Genomic DNA, 15,652 nt, shown 5'->3' on the forward strand with positions numbered 1-15,652 from the left:
GGGGAGCGAAGGGTGAAGTCAACGTCATGAGCAAGGTCATGAACAGGCTCGGCAGGCCCGCCGCGACGGCGGCGGCCGCGGTCGTGCTGTCCCTCACGGCGAGCGGCTGCGTGACCGTGCACGGGGAACTGGAGATCGTCCCGACGACCACGAAGGCCCAGGCCGCGCGCGCTCTGGACGCGTTCGTGTCCGCGTACACCAAGGCCGAGCGGACGTACGACAGGGCCGACGACGCCGCGTACGTCACCGGGCCGCTCGGGGCGATCGACACGGCGAAGCTGAAGGCGGCGCGCAAGCTCCACCCGGAGGGCAACAAGAACCCCCGGCCGCTGAAGCTCACCGACGTGAAGTACACCGTCCCCAAGAAGGCGGGCTGGCCGCGCTGGTTCGTCGCGGACGCCGACAACAACCGGTTCGACGGCTACCGCTGGGTCATGGTCTTCACGCGCGACGACGTGAGCGAGCCGTGGGCGGTGTCGTATCTGATGCTGTTCCGCGACGGCAAGGTCCCGGAGTTCAAGACGGACGCCGACGGTTACGGCGAGGCGATCGACAACGACTCCACCGGGCTCGCCGTGAAGCCGGCGGCGCTCAGCAAGAAGTACGCCGACTATCTGGACCCGAAGACGGGCGGCGGCGACGTGTTCGCCAAGGGCGGGTTCACCTCGGACTGGCGCGCCACCCGCAAGAAGAACCTGTCGCGCCCCGGCCTCGCCACGCAGTACATCGACGAGCCGCTCACCTCCGGCGACTACGCGCCCGTCGCGCTGCGCACCACCGACGGCGGGGCGCTCGTCTTCTTCACCATGCGGCGGTACGTGAAGCAGACCGCGTCGCCCGGAAGCGATCTGCCGGCCGTCAACGTCGATGTGAAGGCGCTCATGACGGGCGACGCCAAGCAGTCGGCGATGTACGGGTACGTGTCGAACCAGGCCGCGCTGGTCCCCAGGAAGGGCTCCGCCGGGTCGGCCGTCGATGTGCTGTCGCGGCTCGAAGGAATCACGTCGGCCGAGGGGTCCTGATCGCGGATCCGCCTGCCCCGTGCGGTCCGCTGCCGGGCGCGGGTCGTGGTGGGTTGCTCGGGCGGTTCCCCGCGCCCCTGGCGGGGCGCTCTACGGCCAGGCCGATGTGAAGTCGGGCTCCGCTCCGGCGTGCCGGGCGCAGGCGTCCGTCAGGGGTTCCAGGAGGGTCAGGGGGTCCGGGAGCGGGTGCTCCGGGCCGCGGAGCCAGCGCACCGACCGGTCGCCGGGGAGCCGGGCGGGCGGGATCAGGACGTAGCTGCCGCGGCAGTGCCAGCGCAGGCCGGGGTGTTCGTCCATCGTCTCGGGGTGGCAGTCCAGCTCGCAGGGCCACCACTCGTCCTCGTCGTCCGGGGTGCCCCGGGTCGCCGTGAAGAAGAGCATGCGGTCGTCGCCGCTGAGGGCGACCGGGCCGACGTCGACGCCGGAGGAGAGCAGCCGGTCGAGGGCTTCCCGGCCCGCTTCGGTCGGGACGTCGAGGACGTCGTGGACCATGCCGGTCGCGGTGATGAAGTTGGCCTGCGGCTGATGCCGGGCCCAGCGCTCGATCTGTCCGCGGTCCGTCGTGGACTGGGTCTGCCAGGCGAAGGAGACCGGGTGCCTGCCGGGTGTCGGGCAGCCTATGCGGTTGCACGAACATCGGTAGTCCGCCGGGTACGCGGCCGGGGCGAGTGGAAGTCCGGCGGCGGCGGCCGCGAGGAGCAGCGGCTCGCGCTCGGTGTCCGCCTCGGCCTCCTGGGCGCCCCGGGCGTTCTTCAGCCACTGGGAGATCCGGCCCAGTCCGTACCGTCCGCTCCGCTCCGTGCCCATCTATCTCCTCGTCGACGCTCTCGTGCCGGCCACGGCGGCCAGTGCCGCCGACGGCTACGGGAGGAATCCCGGACCCATATCGTCCCACCATCCTGCGCCTCGGGTGGCCACAGTCCACATCCGGGGGTGGAGGAACCACCGTCATGAGCTGTCATGCACCGCGATGAGATGTCATCGGGTGTTATCGATGTCATTGACAGTGAATACGGTATTTGCGGCTTTACCGTGATGCGCATGACCGCCCCGCCCGCCCTGAGCGCCCTGAGCGCCTTGGCCGCCCCGCTCCGCAGGGCGGTGCCGCTCGCCGGGGCCGCCGGCCTGCTGGCCGTCAGCGGTCTGGCGTTCGTCGGTCCGCTCGACCGGGGCCGCGGTCCGCTCACCGTCGACACCCTGCCCCGCGTGACGTACACGGCGCATCGCGGCGGCGCCCTCGAAGTGCCGGAGAACAGCATGGCGGGGCTCGCGGCGGCCTTCGACCGCGGTACCGCGCAGGTGCTCGACTTCGATACGCGGATGCTGCGCGACGGCACCCTCGTGGTGATGCACGACGGGACCCTGGACCGCACGACCACCTCGGCGGGGCCGGTGCGCGGCCTGGACCGGCGGGGCTGGCAGGGGGTGCGGCTGCGGCCCCGGGCGGCGCTGCCGGGGCACTGGCGCCGCGAGCGGCCGCCGACGGTCGCGGAGGTGCTCGACCGGTTCGGCGGCCGTTCCGTGCTGATGCTGGAGGCCAAGGATCCCGACAGCCTGGCCCGGCTCGCCGGGCTGATCCGGGCGCGCGGCCTGACCCGCTCGGTGCTGGTCAACTCCAACCGTCCCGCCGTCGCGCGCCGCGCCCATCAGCTGGGCCTGATCGCCCAGCTGTGGCGTTCGGCGCGGCAGATGCGGACGGACCGGCCCGCGCACTGGGCCGGTTACGTCGACGTGCTGGACATGGACTACCGGGCGCGGGACGCGGATCTGCTGCGGGCCGTCAGATCGGGGGTGCCACGGGTCTGGGCGCACACCGTGAACACCCCGCGGGAGCGCGACCGGGTGCTGCGGCTCGGCTGCGACGGGGTGATCTCCGACGCGCCGGGGCTGCTGGCGCGTACGCCTCAGCGGGGCGCGATGCCGTAGAGGGCGTAGTCGACGAGCGTGTCCGTGTACTCGTGCGAGATCGGGCCCGTGAACTGCAGCCAGCGCTGGGCCAGCGGCGAGACCCAGAGTTCGAGGGCGATGCGCGGGTCGATCTCCTGGCGCACCTGACCGGCCTCCTGCGCGGCGCGCACCCGGTCGACGTACAACTGGAGCGACGGCAGGAGGAGCTGCTCGGTGAACTTCCGGCCGACCTGTTCGTTGACCACGCCCTCAGCGGCCAGGGCGCGGTACGGGCCCTGGAAGCGCGGGTCCTGGAGCTGGTCGACGGTGAGCCGCAGGACGTGCTTGAGGTCGGCGGCGAGATCGCCGGTGTCGGGGATGGCGTACGCGTCGGCGCCGCCGGCCTCGCGGGCCGCCTGCTCGCCGAGGTCGAGGAAGGCCTCCAGGAGGACCTCGGCCTTCGATCCCCACCAGCGGTAGATCGTCTGCTTGCCGACGCCGGCCCGGGCGGCGATGCCCTCGATGGTGGTCCGGGGGTAGCCGATCTCGCCGACGAGGGAGAGGGCCGCGTCGTAGATGGCGTGGCGGGAGCGTTCGCTGCGGCGGGTGGAGTCGGGGGGCGTCTTCTTGTCGGGGGACGACTGCGTGGCTGCCATGGTTCGAATGTAGCAGCGAGCGAACCGAGACGTTCCGTCTCGTAATGCATTGACAAGACGCACCGTCTCGTACAGAGTGGAGCGAGTCAGAGGCGAGACGAAACGTCTCGTCACGGTGAAATGCGCGAACAGAACAAAGGAGCACACCATGACCCGAGGTGGAGCAGGCGGAGGCGGACTGCTGGGCGTCGGCGGTACGCGGAGCAAGCTCTCCCGCAAGGCGCTGCGCGGCGGCGGCCGGAGCGGGCAGTTCGGCGGGGGCGTCGATCCCGTGGCGCAGAAGCGGGAGCTGTTGCGCAGGCTTCAGGAGAGGCACGGCGGACACGACGCGTCATGACCCGGACGTACCGCCGCGAACCACCCGTTCGGTTCACAGCCCGGAGGGCTCCTCCGGCCGCACCATGGGCGTCAACAGCCCTGCGGTCGTGAGGAGCCCTCATTGCGTAATCCGCGTATCGCCGACCGGAGCGCCACACCCCGGCGCTATCTGATGTGCCCACCGGCACACTTCCAGGTCACCTACTCGATCAACCCGTGGATGGACCCGTCGAAACCCGTCGACGTCCGGCTCGCCCTCGCGCAGTGGGAGGACCTGCGCGACCGGTACCGCGCGCTCGGCCACACCGTCGACGTCCTCGACCCGCGGCCCGGCCTGCCCGACATGGTGTTCGCCGCGAACGGGGCGACGGTCGTCGACGGGCGGGTGCTCGGGGCCCGGTTCGCCCATCCCGAGCGGGAGTTGGAGGCCGTCGCGCACCTGGAGTGGTTCCGGGGCCGGGGGTACGCGCAGGTGCACGAGCCGGTGCACGTCAACGAGGGCGAGGGGGACTTCGCCGTCACCGCCTCCTATCTGCTCGCGGGACGCGGGTTCCGGGCGTCGCCGCTGTCGCACGGGGAGGCGCAGGAGGTGTTCGGGCGGCCGGTGATCGGGCTCGATCTCGTCGACCCGCGCTTCTATCACCTCGATACGGCGCTGGCCGTGCTGGACGACGCCGCCGACGAGGTCATGTACTACCCCGGCGCGTTCTCGGCCGGGAGCCGGGCCGTGCTGCGGCGGATGTTTCCCGACGCGCTGGTCGTGGACGAGGCCGATGCCGTCGCCTTCGGCCTGAACGCGGTGTCGGACGGCCTGCACGTACTGCTCCCCCAGGCCGCCGTGGGCTTGTTCGAGCCGCTGCGGGAGCGCGGGTTCGTTCCGGTGGGGATGGATCTCGGGGAGTTGTTGAAGGGGGGCGGCAGCGTGAAGTGCTGCACGCTTGAGCTTCGGGGGTTGTAGGTCGGGTGCGGGGGCGTGGGAACTGCGCGACCAGCCACCCACCGGGCCGCAGGCCGACGCGCAACAATCAGTCCCCGGCACCCCACGCATCGCCCCACTCGGCATCCCGCGCCTCCCGGTAAAGGGCCCCGTGCTTCTTGGTGACCGTCGTGCGGGTCAGCGCGCCCCGCACCTCGCAGAGGTCGAGCAGCACCTGCCCCTTGCGGATCTGGGGCTTGCGGACGATGCGGGCCGGGGCGGGCTCCGGGGCGAAGCGGGTCGCCGCGACGTACGCGAACTTCTCGTCCTCGTACGCCAGCGACCCGCCCTTGATCTGCCGGTGCAGCGAAGAACGGCTGACCCGCGCCGAGAAGTGGCACCAGTCGGCGCCGGGCACGATCGGGCAGGTCCCGCTGTGCGGGCACGGCGCGGCGACGTGGAAACCGGCCGCGATCAGCCGGTCCCGGGCCTCGATGACGCGGGTGTAGCCGTCGGGCGTACCGGGTTCGATGATCACGACGGCGTCGGTGGCGGCCCGCGCGGCGGTGTCGACGACGGCGGCACGGTCGGCCTCGGTCAGTTCCTTGAGGACGTAGGAGACGGTGACCAGGGAGGCGTCGGCCGGGGCGGAGGAGGCGCCGATGCGGGCCCGCTCCCAGGTGACGGTGGACGCCAACGTCGGCTCCGCGGAAGCAAGTTCGCGGCCGAGCGCGAGCGCGGGCTCGGACCAGTCGAGGACGGTCGTCGGGCGCTTGCCGGGCCAGACGTCCTGGGCCGCCCAGACGGCGGCGCCGGTTCCGCCGCCGATGTCGAGGTGCCCGGTGGGGGTCCGGCCGGGGGCCGCTGCGGCGAGGGCGTCGAGCGCGGCGCGGACCGCTTCGAAGGTGGCCGGCATCCGGTACGCCGCGTACGCCACGACGTCGGCGCGGTCGCGGAGGATCGGGGCGTCGGTGGGCGTGGTGCCCCGGTAGTTCGCGATGAGGCGGTCCACGGCGCGGGTCGCCTGGCTCGGCGGGAGGCCTTCCAGGAGGGTGGCCAGGGCGGCGCGGAGGGTGTCGTCGGTGGGGGCGTTCACCCGTCGATTTTACGGGGCGTCCGTCGGGTGCGGCCGCGCCCCTTGGTTGTTCTTCGCCTGCGGGCCGGTGGCCGCTTCTCGCGCAGTTCCCCGCGCCCCTGAGGCATGCGCTTCGCGCAGCCTCCCACCGGGGGCTTCTGATGAGATGCCGCACGAAGTGCGCATCTCAGGGGCGCGGGGAACTGCGCGAGAAGCGGCCACCGGGCCGCGCGTAACGAACCACCCGATAGGGGCGCGGGGAACTGCGCGACCAGCCACCCACCGGGCCGCAGCCGGCGACGGAAGCCACCGGGGCGAGCTAGCTGCCCACCGGGCCCAGTGGGACCACGGCTCGGGCCAGGTGGGTGGCGGCTCGGGAGCGGGGGCCGTTGTCGGCGGGGCGGCGGCGCGGGTGGACGGTGTTCGCGAGCAGCACCAGGAAGGTGTCCGTCACCGGGTCGAGGACCATGGACGTGCCGGTGAACCCGGTGTGCCCGGCGGCGCCCCTCCCGGCCAGCTCCCCCATGAACCAGGGCTGATCGACCCGGAACCCGAGCCCCGGCGCCCGCAGCATCAGGTCGACGAAGTCGGGGCCGAGGATGCGCGCGGTGCCGTACGAGCCACCGTTCAGCAAAGTCCGGCACAGCACCGCCAGGTCGTGCGCCGTCGAGAACAGGCCCGCGTGCCCGGCGACGCCACCGAGCGCCCAGGCGTTCTCGTCGTGCACGGCCCCGCGCAACGGCCCCCGGTCGACCTTGCCCCAGGGCCGCCGCTGGTCCTCGGTGGCGGCGGCGTCACGGCGCGGTCCGAACGTGGTGGCGGTCATCCCGAGCGGCCGCGTGATGCCCTCGTGGATCAAGGCGTCCAGGCGGCGTCCGGTGAGACGCTCCAGGAGCTGCTGGAGCAGCAGCATGTTGAGGTCGGAGTAGCGGTAGTGGCCGGGTTTCGACGAGGGGAACTCGGCGCGCAGGGCCGCGAGCCGCGCGGGCCGGTTCCGGGCCTCGTACAGCGGGAGTTCGGGGCGCAGCCCGGAGGTGTGGGTGAGGAGCTGGCGGACGGTGACGGCGTACCGGGCCGCGCCGGTGAAGTCGGGGAGGTAGGCGCCGACCTGGGCGTCGATGCCGAGGGTGCCGCGCTCGATCTGCTGCACGGCGGCGATCGAGGTGAACAGCTTGGTGAGCGAGGCCAGGTCGAAGACGGTGTCGAGGGTCATGGGGACGCGGGCGTCCGCCGGGAGTTCGACACCGCGGTCGGCGCTCTCGTCGTACGCGGAGTAGCGCACGGCCCAGCCGCTGACGGCCTCGGCGGCGATCACCGGGCCGCGTCCTGCGAGCAGCACGGCACCCGCGCACCAGGGCCGTAATCCTTCGGGCAGCCGGCGCACCTCGCGGACGAGGGCGGCGAGCTCGACCGGATCGAGGCCGGCCCGCTCGGGTGTGCCGTGCCGCAGTCTTGGGGAGCTCAGACCTCCCTCACCTCCCCCGTGCGCCGCCACGGGCGGCACAGCACCACGAACGCGAGCGCCGCCGCGAGCCCGGCGGCGAGCTGGACCAGCGCCATCGGTACGGCCGTCAGCGCGCCGTCGGCGCCGGTGATGCCGACCAGCGGGGACGCCACCGCGCCGATGAGGAAGGAGGAGGTGCCGAGCAGCGCGGAGGCCGAACCGGCGGCGTGCGGGGTGCGCATCAGCGCGAGGGCGTTGGTGTTCGGGGTGGTCAGGGCCATCGACGCCATGAGGACGAAGAGGCCGCTCGCGATGGGGACGAGACCCAGTTCCTTCGGGCTGCCGAAGGTGCCGGTGGCGACCAGGAGGAGGAAGACCGACGCGGCGATGATCACGGCGATGCCGATGCCGAGGACCTTGTCGAGGTTGACGCGGCCGACGAGGATCTTGCCGTTGATCTGCCCCATCACGATCAGGCCGACCGAGTTGAGCCCGAACAGGAGGCTGTAGGTCTGCGGCGACGCCCCGTAGAGGTCCTGGAGGACGAACGGGGAGGCCGAGATGTACGCGAACAGCGCGGCGAACGCGAAGCCGCCCGCGATCATGTACCCGGCGAAGACGCGGTCCGCGAGCAGCCCGCGCATGGTGCGCAGCGCCGTACCCACGCCGCCGCCGTGCCGGCGCTCGGGTTCCAGGGTCTCGGGCAGGCACTTCCAGACCAGGGCGGTGAGCGCGAGGCCGATGCCGGTGAGGACGACGAAGACGCCGCGCCAGTCGGTGAAGCGCAGGATCTGCCCGCCGATGAGGGGCGCGACGACCGGGGCGACGCCGGAGATCAGCATCAGGGTGGAGAAGAAGCGGGCCATCGCGATGCCGTCGTAGCGGTCGCGGACGACGGCGCGGGCGATCACGATGCCGGCCGATCCGGCGAGGCCCTGGAGCAGCCGGAAGGCGATGAGCAGGACGGCGTTCGGCGCGATCGCGCAGATCGCGGTGGCGGCGACGTACACGAGCAGGCCGACGAGCAGTGGCCGGCGGCGTCCCCATTTGTCGCTCATCGGGCCGACGACGAGCTGGCCGAGCGCCATGCCGGTCAGGCAGGCGGTGAGGGTCAGCTGGGCGGTGGCGGTCGAGGTGCGCAGGGAGCCGGTGACCTCCGGCAGCGCCGGGAGGTACATGTCCATGGACAGCGGCGGCACGGCGGTCAGGCCGCCGAGCACCAGGGTGACCAGGAGTCCGGTGCGAACGGCCGCGCGGGGTGCGGCGATCGGGCGCGCGTCCGCCTCCGTCTTCTTCGCTTCCACCGCCTGCCGCACCGCTCTGTCCGCCCTGTCCGTCATCCTGGCTCCCTCCCGGCCGTACGTACGATTACCTATGCTCTCAGCTCGGCGGACTGGTCGAGACCAAACTGAGGTGAGCAGCGATGACAGTGGAACGCGTGCGGTGGGGAATTCTCGCGACGGGCGGCATCGCCGCGTCGTTCACGGCGGACCTGCTCGATCTGCCGGACGCCGAGGTGGTGGCGGTGGGTTCCCGTTCCGACGCGTCGGCCAAGGCGTTCGCGGAGCGGTTCGGCATCCCGCGGGCGTACGGCGACTGGGCCTCGCTCGCCGCGGACCCCGATGTCGACGTGGTGTACGTGGCGACGCCGCACTCCGCGCACCGGCAGGCCGCCGGGCTCTGCCTGGAGGCGGGGAAGCCGGTGCTGTGCGAGAAGGCGTTCGCGCTGAACGCGCGGGAGGCCGGGGAGCTGGTCTCGCTGGCGCGCTCCCGCGGGCTGTTCCTCATGGAGGCCATGTGGATGTATTGCCATCCGCTCGTACGGCGGCTGAAGGCGCTCGTCGACGACGGGGCGATCGGTGACGTACGCACCGTGCAGGCCGACTTCGGGCTCGCCGGGCCGTTCCCGCCCGCGCACCGGCTGCGGGATCCCGCGCAGGGCGGGGGCGCGCTGCTCGATCTCGGGGTGTATCCGGTGTCGTTCGCGCATCTGCTGCTCGGGGAGCCGGAGGAGGTCGTCGCGTCGGCGCAGCTGTCGGACGAGGGGGTCGATCTCCAGACCGGGATGCTGCTGTCCTGGGCGAACGGGGCGCGGGCGCTGCTGCACTGTGCCATCAACGCCGGTACGAGCGTCACGGCGTCGGTGACCGGGTCCGCGGGGCGGATCGATGTGCCGGGCGGGTTCTTCCACCCGGAACGGTTCGTTCTACACCGGGACGGGCGGGAGCCCGAGGAGTTCACGGCCGTGCCGGAGGACGGGCCCCGCGATTCGCTTCGGCACGAGGCGCTGGAGGTCATGGGGCGGTTGCGCGCCGGGGACACCGAGTCGCCGCTGGTGCCGCTCGATGGAACCTTGGCCGTGATGCGCACGCTGGACCGGGTACGGGCTGCTGTCGGCGTCCGGTACCCCGGGGAGCTGTAGGGCTTTCGTCGCCGGGTGCGGCCCGGTGGGGCTTCTCGCGCAGTTCCCCGCGCCCCTGAAGGCATGCGCTGCGCGCAGCCTTCCCCTGAGGCAGCGGTGGCGCGCTTCTCTGATGAGATGGCGCACGAAGTGCGCATCTCAGGGGCGCGGGGAACTGCGCGAGAAGCGGCCACCGGCCCGCGCGTGACGAACTGCCCAGGGGCGCGGGGAACTGCGCGACCAGCCACGACGGTGGCGCGCCATCGGGACTCTAGGCCGGGCGCAGGCCCTGGTTGCCGATTTCGGTGATCAGGGAGGCCGCCGTGGTGAGCGGGGCCCCGGGGACGGTCACCGCCGAGACCGTCTTGAAGTCGGCGCGCGCCTCGGAGGTGCCCAGCTCCACGGTGACGTAACCGCGCTGGCCGTTGTAGTGCTTCATGTGCGGGTTGCGGGCAAGGTAGGCGGCCCAGTTGGACGGCTTGGCGGAGCCGTCCTTGCCACTGGTGATCGACGTCGTGACGATCTCGGTGCCGAGCGTCGCGGAGTCGGGGTCGTCGAAGTCCTGCTTGATGTCGAGGCCGTACGAGACGTGCACGTCACCGGTGAGGACCATGAGGTTCTCGACGCGGGCGGACCGGGCGCCCTGGAGGACGCGGTCGCGGGAGGCGGGGTAGCCGTCCCAGGAGTCCATGGAGAGGGTGTCGGTGCCGTCGGGGTTGTTGCGGCGGCCGAAGGTGACCTGCTGCGGGACGACGTTCCACAGGGCCTTCGAGCGGCGCCAGCCGTCGATCAGCCAGCGCTCCTGGGTGAAGCCGGGCAGCGTCTGCGAGGCGGCCTCGGACTCGGGCGTCGGGGACTTCCAGCCGTCGCCGTTGGCCTGGTTGGTGCGGTACTGGCGGGTGTCCAGGATGTCGAACTGGGCGAGCCGGCCCCACTGGAGGCGCCGGTAGAGCTGGGCGTCGGGGCCGTGCGGCAGCTGGGGGCGGCGCAGCGGCTGGTTCTCCCAGTAGGCGCGGTACGCGGAGGCGCGGCGCAGCAGGAACTCGGCCGGCGGGTCGTCGTTCTCGGAGGTGTCGTCGGCGTAGTTGTTCTCGGTCTCGTGGTCGTCCCAGGTCACGACGAACGGGTGCGCGGCGTGCGCGGCCACCAGGTCCGGGTCGGACTTGTAGAGGGCGTAGCGGAGCCGGTAGTCGTCGAGGGTCGTCGTCTCCCGGTTGAAGACGTCGGGCAGCACCCGGTCGGTGTACTTGCGGGCGCCGCCGACGGACGTGACCGCGTACTCGTAGAGGTAGTCGCCGAGGTGGAAGACCACGTCGACGTCGTCCTCGGCGAGGTGCTTGTACGCCGTGAAGTAGCCGTCGTGGTACGCCTGGCAGGAGACGGCCGCGAGGGTGAGCGCGGGCACGTGGCGCTGCGACGCGGCGGGCGCGGTGCGGGTGCGGCCGGTGCCGCTGACCCAGGATCCGGCGCGGAAGCGGTAGAAGTAGACGCGGCCGGCGTCGAGGTGGTCGACCTCGACGTGCACGGAGTGGTTGAACTCCGGGTGGGCGGTGGCTCTGCCGCGCCGGACGATCCGCTTGAAGCGTTCGTCGAGGGCCAGCTCCCAGCTCACCTCGACGCGCTGCGCGGGCAGCCCGCCGCCCACCTCGAAGGGGGCCGGGGCGAGCCGGGTCCACAGCAGCACGGAGTCGGGCAGCGGGTCACCGGAGGCGACGCCGAGCGTGAACGGGTCGCTGGTGATCTTCGCGCCGTCCAGCTCGGCGGCGGCCGCCGTGCCCGCGGTGGGCAGGTTCGTCGCGAAGGCCAGCGCGGCGGCCGCGCCGGTGACCGTGAGGAAGCGTCGGCGGCCCAAGTGCTGGGCGGCTACGCGGAGTTCGGGTGCGTGTGACATGGAGCCCCTCCCCTGACTGCTGCTGTCGTGTGGCATCAGGGGAATTGCAGTGGCCCGGGACGACGCCAGCCTGTCGCGTACACAACAGCCACATGGCGGATCGGTGATCTCCGGATGGCCGCACCGCCCGTACCCTGCGCCCATGGACGATCAGCACACTGCACCGGTATCCGCTTCGACGAGGACCGCCGTGGTCACCGGCGCGGGCTCCGGCATCGGCCGGGCCGTCTCCCTGGAACTGCTGCGTTCCGGCTGGCGCGTGGCCCTCGCGGGCCGCCGTACCGAAACGCTGGAGGAGACGGCGGGCCTCGCCCCCGGCACCGAAGCGCTCGCCGTCCGCGCCGACGTGTCGCGCCCCGACGACGTGACGGCCCTGTTCGCCGCCGTGCGCGACCGGTTCGGGCGGCTCGATCTGCTCTTCAACAACGCGGGGACGTTCGGGCCCGGCGGGGTCCCGGTCGACGAGCTGTCCTACGAGGACTGGCGGCGGGTCGTCGACGTCAACCTGGGCGGGGCGTTCCTGTGTGCGCAGGCGGCGTTCCGGCTGATGAAGGAGCAGGATCCGCAGGGCGGCCGGATCATCAACAACGGCTCGATCTCCGCGCACACGCCGCGGCCGCACTCGATCGCGTACACCGCGACCAAGCACGCTATGACGGGCCTGACCAAGTCGCTCTCCCTCGACGGGCGTCCTTACCGGATCGCCTGCGGCCAGATCGACATCGGCAACGCGGCCACCGACATGACCGAGCGCATGCGCACCGGGATCCTTCAAGCGAACGGTGAACTGGCCGTCGAGCCGGTCATGGACGTCGCGGACGTGGCCCGCACCATCCGCCACATGTCGGAACTCCCCCTGGACGCCAACGTCCAGTTCGCCACGATCCTCGCCACGAACATGCCGTACGTGGGGCGGGGCTGATGGGGGGCGCGTTGTCGCCCGACGGCCGGTGGGGCTTCTCGCGCAGTTCCCCGCGCCCCTGAAGCATGCGCTCCGCGCAGCCTCCCCTGAGCGAGCGCAGCTCGCTTCAAGGGCGCGGGGAACTGCGCGACCAGCCACGACGGTGGCACGCAGGTCACAATGCCCCCATGACAAACCCGCTGCACTACACGGCCTTCGCCACCAGCCCCGCCGGAGGTAATCCGGCCGGGATCGTCCTGGACGCCTCCGGCCTGGACGACGACACCATGCTGAAGATCGCCGCCGACCTGGGCTACAGCGAATCGGCGTTCGTGACCCCGGCCCAGGGAGAGGGACAGGGACAGGGACAGGGCGACAGGACGTACCACCTGCGTTACTTCAGCCCGAAAGCCGAGGTCCCGTTCTGCGGGCACGCCACCGTGGCGACGGCCGTGGCCCTGGCGGAGCGCCACGGCACGGGCGACTACCTGTTCCACACCCCGGCCGGAGAGGTCCCGGTCACCGTGGAGGGCACCCCGGGCAGCCCCCTGCGCGCGACCCTGACGAGCGTCACCCCGCACATCGAGGACGTACGGGACGAGGACGTCACCGAGGCGCTGGCGGCGCTCGACTGGCCGGCGACCGACCTGGACCCGGCGTTCCCGCCGAGGATCGCCTACGCGGGCGCCCGGCACCTGGTCCTCACCGCGCGCACCCGCGAGCGCCTGGCGGACCTGGCGTACCACTTCGACCGCCTCGCCGCACTGATGCATCGAGTGGACCTGACCACCGTCCAACTCGCCTGGCGGGAGAGCGAGTTCACCTTCCACGTCCGTGACCCGTTCCCCGTGGGCGGCGTCGTCGAGGACCCGGCGACGGGCGCGGCGGCCGCGGCGTTCGGCGCGTACCTGCGCGCGCTCGGCCTCGTCCCGGCCGCGTCCGTCCTCACCCTGCACCAGGGCGCCGACATGGGCCGCCCCGGCGAGCTGACGGTGACGCTGCGGGAGGGCGACGAGCGGGTGCGGGTGAGCGGGACGGCGGTCCCGATCGCGTAGCCGCGGCGGGCCCGGGCTGATTCAACGTCCCGGGCCCGGGTCGACGCGGCCGGTGCCGAGCCGGTTCGGTGAAGCCGTCAGGGTCCTGCTGAAGGTGTCCATGCGCCGGGACGCCAGGAGTTGAAGCGCGCACGAGGTCAACAGGCTCGGGACGGCGCAGTGTTCAGTCCTGGCCGGTCTCGAAGCGGGCGACCTTGCCGTTCTCCACCTGGAACGTCCAGCGGGTGCGCATCTCGCCCCAGGTGTCGTTGGAGTACCGGGCGACGAGGCCGCGGCCCTGGGCCGTCTCCTTCTCGACCTCCATGTGGCCGTGCGAGTCGAAGATCTCGCGGTCGGTCCACTCGTCGAGGTTCCGGTCGCTGCCGTCGTCGGCCATGGTGGCGCCGGGGGCGAGCACCGCGCGGAAGGCGTCCTTGTCGTGGGCGTTCAGCGCCGTGACGAAGGCGCGGACCGCCGGGTCACTGAGTTTCGCGGTCTGGATGGGCATGCGGTCAGCGTTGCACCGGGCGGTGGGGGCCGCCACCCGAACGGGCCCGGCCACCGGGTGCCGGGCGCTCCCCGGGCCGACGGTGGAACCATGAAGACCACCTGCATACGTTCCCGGCGTTCCTGTCCCGACCGCACCGGCCTCGGGCTGCTCGCGCTGCGCGCGGGCACCGGCGGGGTGCTCCTCGCGCACGGCGCGCAGAAACTGCTCGGCTGGTTCGGCGGCGGCGGGGTCTCCGGCACGGCCGCCGCGATGGACTCCATGGGGTTCACCCCCGCCAAGGCGAGCGCGCTGGCCGCCGGGATCGGCGAGGTGGGCGGCGGCACGCTGCTCGCGCTGGGCCTCGCGACCCCGGTGGGCGGTGCCGCAGCGGCCGGGACCATGGTGGCGGCCTCCGCCGTGCACGCCCCGAACGGCTTCTTCGCGATGAACGGCGGCTACGAGTACGCGGCCTTCCTGGGCTTCGTCGCCGCGGGCCTCGCGGTGACCGGACCCGGCAGCTACTCCCTCGACCACGCGCTCGGCCATGTCCTCGACCGGCACTGGATGGTGCCCGCGGCGCTGGTCGGGGCGGGGGCGGCGGCGCTCGCCGTGGTCGGCTCGCGCAACAAGCGGGTCAAGGAGCAGGAGGCGTAGCACCTCCTTCTCCCTCTGCTCTCTAGACTCGGCGTCCATGACGACGAGCGACACCGGCCGCCCGGCCACCGACCCGGACACCGAGCTGTGGATCACCGTCGACCGGCTCCGCGCCTGGCTCGACGCGAGCAATCGGCAGCCTTCCCGTGAGGCGCTGCTGCTGCGGGTGCTGAAGCTGTCGGAGGAGGTCGGCGAGGTCGCCGAGGCGGTGATCGGGGCCGTCGGCCAGAACCCGCGCAAGGGCGTCAGCCACACCTGGCAGGACGTCGAGTCGGAGCTGTGCGACGTCATCGTGACGGCGCTCGTGGCCCTCGGCACGCTCACCCCCGACGCCCGGTCCGCCCTCACCGCCCACGTGGCGAAGCTGGCGGAGCGCTCACTGAGCACCGAGGGCACCGTCACCGGCGGCCTCGTCTCGGCGGTGAGCAGCAATGCCACGTACTCCTTCACGAAGCCGAACCGCGAGAGCATCACGCTTCTCGCGGGCCTCGGCGTCGAGGGCGATGTGCACGCCGGGGTCACGGTCAAGCACCGGTCCCGCGTCGCCCAGGACCCCACCCAGCCGAACCTGCGCCAAGTCCACCTCATCCACGAGGAGTTGTTCACGGAGCTGGCGGCCCAGGGGCACCAGGTGCGCCCCGGCGAACTCGGCGAGAACGTCACCACGCGCGGCATCGACCTCCTCGCCCTGCCCACCGGCACCCTGCTGCGGTTCGGTGACGGCGACGACGGCGCGGTCGTCGAGGTCACGGGGCTGCGCAACCCCTGCCTCCAGATCGACGCCTTCCAGGACGGCCTGCTGAAGCGGGTCGTGGGCCGGGACCCCGGCACCGGGGAGATCGTCCGCAAGGCCGGCGTCATGAGCGTCGTACGGGAGGGCGGGACGGTACGGCCCGGAGACGCCGTGCACGTGGAGCTGCCCGCGCTGCCGCACCGGCCCCTGGAGCGGGTGTGACCGGCGGG

The 15,652-nt window shown here is 72.4% G+C and carries 16 protein-coding genes; 9 read left to right on the forward strand and 7 right to left on the reverse strand.

Annotation, left to right across the window (positions count from 1 at the left end):
• The first annotated feature begins 26 nt into the window (after positions 1 to 26).
• Positions 27 to 1,022: a hypothetical protein gene (locus tag K377_RS05420; protein WP_111661974.1), complete on the forward strand. Its 996-nt coding sequence runs from the start codon at positions 27 to 29 to the stop codon at positions 1,020 to 1,022.
• A gap of 90 nt (positions 1,023 to 1,112) precedes the next feature.
• Here K377_RS05420 and K377_RS05425 read toward each other — a convergent pair whose 3' ends face one another.
• On the reverse strand, positions 1,113 to 1,829 hold the full coding sequence (locus K377_RS05425; protein ID WP_111661975.1) for a bifunctional DNA primase/polymerase: 717 nt from the start codon (positions 1,827 to 1,829) through the stop codon (positions 1,113 to 1,115).
• 234 nt (positions 1,830 to 2,063) lie between these two features.
• Between K377_RS05425 and K377_RS05430 the strand changes: the two genes are divergently transcribed.
• Positions 2,064 to 2,948, forward strand: a complete 885-nt coding sequence (locus K377_RS05430; RefSeq protein ID WP_111662196.1) for a glycerophosphodiester phosphodiesterase — start codon at positions 2,064 to 2,066, stop codon at positions 2,946 to 2,948.
• Here the strand turns inward: K377_RS05430 and K377_RS05435 are convergent.
• Positions 2,927 to 3,565 (reverse strand): TetR/AcrR family transcriptional regulator, encoded by a 639-nt coding sequence (locus K377_RS05435; RefSeq protein WP_111661976.1) that lies wholly within the window; start codon positions 3,563 to 3,565, stop codon positions 2,927 to 2,929. The genes K377_RS05430 and K377_RS05435 overlap by 22 nt on opposite strands.
• A 148-nt stretch (positions 3,566 to 3,713) precedes the next feature.
• On the opposite strand from K377_RS05435, the gene K377_RS05440 reads away from it, so the two are divergent.
• Complete coding sequence (locus K377_RS05440; RefSeq protein ID WP_111661977.1) at positions 3,714 to 3,902, forward strand: DUF6243 family protein; 189 nt, start codon at positions 3,714 to 3,716, stop codon at positions 3,900 to 3,902.
• A 102-nt stretch (positions 3,903 to 4,004) separates the two neighbouring features.
• Entirely contained in the window at positions 4,005 to 4,841 is an 837-nt protein-coding gene (gene ddaH / locus K377_RS05445) for a dimethylargininase (protein ID WP_343238095.1), read from the forward strand.
• A 67-nt stretch (positions 4,842 to 4,908) separates the two neighbouring features.
• Here ddaH and K377_RS05450 read toward each other — a convergent pair whose 3' ends face one another.
• The 3 genes from K377_RS05450 to K377_RS05460 all read right to left on the reverse strand — a co-directional run bounded on the left by K377_RS05450 (position 4,909) and on the right by K377_RS05460 (position 8,658).
• Positions 4,909 to 5,895, reverse strand: coding sequence for a small ribosomal subunit Rsm22 family protein (locus K377_RS05450; RefSeq protein ID WP_111661979.1), 987 nt, complete (start codon positions 5,893 to 5,895; stop codon positions 4,909 to 4,911).
• A 298-nt stretch (positions 5,896 to 6,193) separates the two neighbouring features.
• On the reverse strand, positions 6,194 to 7,369 hold the full coding sequence (locus K377_RS05455; protein WP_111662197.1) for a serine hydrolase: 1,176 nt from the start codon (positions 7,367 to 7,369) through the stop codon (positions 6,194 to 6,196).
• Positions 7,336 to 8,658 (reverse strand): multidrug effflux MFS transporter, encoded by a 1,323-nt coding sequence (locus tag K377_RS05460; protein ID WP_111661980.1) that lies wholly within the window; start codon positions 8,656 to 8,658, stop codon positions 7,336 to 7,338. Before K377_RS05460 ends, K377_RS05455 begins: the two co-directional genes overlap by 34 nt.
• An 83-nt stretch (positions 8,659 to 8,741) precedes the next feature.
• Here K377_RS05460 and K377_RS05465 point away from each other — a divergent pair, with 83 nt between their 5' ends.
• On the forward strand, positions 8,742 to 9,740 hold the full coding sequence (locus K377_RS05465) for a Gfo/Idh/MocA family protein (protein WP_111661981.1): 999 nt from the start codon (positions 8,742 to 8,744) through the stop codon (positions 9,738 to 9,740).
• Positions 9,741 to 9,990: 250 nt separating this feature from the next.
• On the opposite strand, the gene K377_RS05470 is transcribed toward K377_RS05465, so the two are convergent.
• Positions 9,991 to 11,610, reverse strand: a complete 1,620-nt coding sequence (locus K377_RS05470) for an alkaline phosphatase (protein ID WP_111661982.1) — start codon at positions 11,608 to 11,610, stop codon at positions 9,991 to 9,993.
• A 142-nt stretch (positions 11,611 to 11,752) separates the two neighbouring features.
• On the opposite strand from K377_RS05470, the gene K377_RS05475 reads away from it, so the two are divergent.
• Positions 11,753 to 12,532 carry an SDR family oxidoreductase gene (locus K377_RS05475; protein ID WP_111661983.1) on the forward strand — a complete coding sequence of 260 codons (780 nt, stop codon included), beginning with the start codon at positions 11,753 to 11,755 and terminating at the stop codon, positions 12,530 to 12,532.
• 167 nt (positions 12,533 to 12,699) lie between these two features.
• On the forward strand, positions 12,700 to 13,566 hold the full coding sequence (locus K377_RS05480) for a PhzF family phenazine biosynthesis protein (RefSeq protein ID WP_111661984.1): 867 nt from the start codon (positions 12,700 to 12,702) through the stop codon (positions 13,564 to 13,566).
• A gap of 163 nt (positions 13,567 to 13,729) precedes the next feature.
• On the opposite strand, the gene K377_RS05485 is transcribed toward K377_RS05480, so the two are convergent.
• Complete coding sequence (locus tag K377_RS05485) at positions 13,730 to 14,053, reverse strand: nuclear transport factor 2 family protein (RefSeq protein ID WP_111662198.1); 324 nt, start codon at positions 14,051 to 14,053, stop codon at positions 13,730 to 13,732.
• A 90-nt stretch (positions 14,054 to 14,143) separates the two neighbouring features.
• Here K377_RS05485 and K377_RS05490 point away from each other — a divergent pair, with 90 nt between their 5' ends.
• The gene (locus K377_RS05490; RefSeq protein ID WP_111661985.1) at positions 14,144 to 14,689 is read left to right on the forward strand and encodes a DoxX family protein; all 546 of its coding nucleotides are present in this window, start codon (positions 14,144 to 14,146) and stop codon (positions 14,687 to 14,689) included.
• A gap of 379 nt (positions 14,690 to 15,068) precedes the next feature.
• Positions 15,069 to 15,644 (forward strand): MOSC domain-containing protein, encoded by a 576-nt coding sequence (locus tag K377_RS05495; protein ID WP_111662199.1) that lies wholly within the window; start codon positions 15,069 to 15,071, stop codon positions 15,642 to 15,644.
• Positions 15,645 to 15,652 lie beyond the last annotated feature (8 nt).

It is taken from the genome of Streptomyces sp. PsTaAH-137, assembly GCF_003259365.1.
Lineage (GTDB): Bacteria > Actinomycetota > Actinomycetes > Streptomycetales > Streptomycetaceae > Streptomyces.

Bases quoted from the DNA above. Each gene is read 5' to 3' on its own strand.
- K377_RS05440 (WP_111661977.1), top strand. From the start codon at position 3,714: ATGACCCGAGGTGGAGCAGGCGGAGGCGGACTGCTGGGCGTCGGCGGT.
- K377_RS05485 (WP_111662198.1), bottom strand. From the start codon at position 14,053: ATGCCCATCCAGACCGCGAAACTCAGTGACCCGGCGGTCCGCGCCTTC.
- K377_RS05435 (WP_111661976.1), bottom strand. From the start codon at position 3,565: ATGGCAGCCACGCAGTCGTCCCCCGACAAGAAGACGCCCCCCGACTCC.
- K377_RS05425 (WP_111661975.1), bottom strand. From the start codon at position 1,829: ATGGGCACGGAGCGGAGCGGACGGTACGGACTGGGCCGGATCTCCCAG.
- K377_RS05470 (WP_111661982.1), bottom strand. From the start codon at position 11,610: ATGTCACACGCACCCGAACTCCGCGTAGCCGCCCAGCACTTGGGCCGC.
- K377_RS05420 (WP_111661974.1), top strand. From the start codon at position 27: ATGAGCAAGGTCATGAACAGGCTCGGCAGGCCCGCCGCGACGGCGGCG.
- K377_RS05430 (WP_111662196.1), top strand. From the start codon at position 2,064: ATGACCGCCCCGCCCGCCCTGAGCGCCCTGAGCGCCTTGGCCGCCCCG.
- K377_RS05490 (WP_111661985.1), top strand. From the start codon at position 14,144: ATGAAGACCACCTGCATACGTTCCCGGCGTTCCTGTCCCGACCGCACC.
- K377_RS05465 (WP_111661981.1), top strand. From the start codon at position 8,742: ATGACAGTGGAACGCGTGCGGTGGGGAATTCTCGCGACGGGCGGCATC.
- K377_RS05480 (WP_111661984.1), top strand. From the start codon at position 12,700: ATGACAAACCCGCTGCACTACACGGCCTTCGCCACCAGCCCCGCCGGA.
- K377_RS05460 (WP_111661980.1), bottom strand. From the start codon at position 8,658: ATGACGGACAGGGCGGACAGAGCGGTGCGGCAGGCGGTGGAAGCGAAG.
- K377_RS05475 (WP_111661983.1), top strand. From the start codon at position 11,753: ATGGACGATCAGCACACTGCACCGGTATCCGCTTCGACGAGGACCGCC.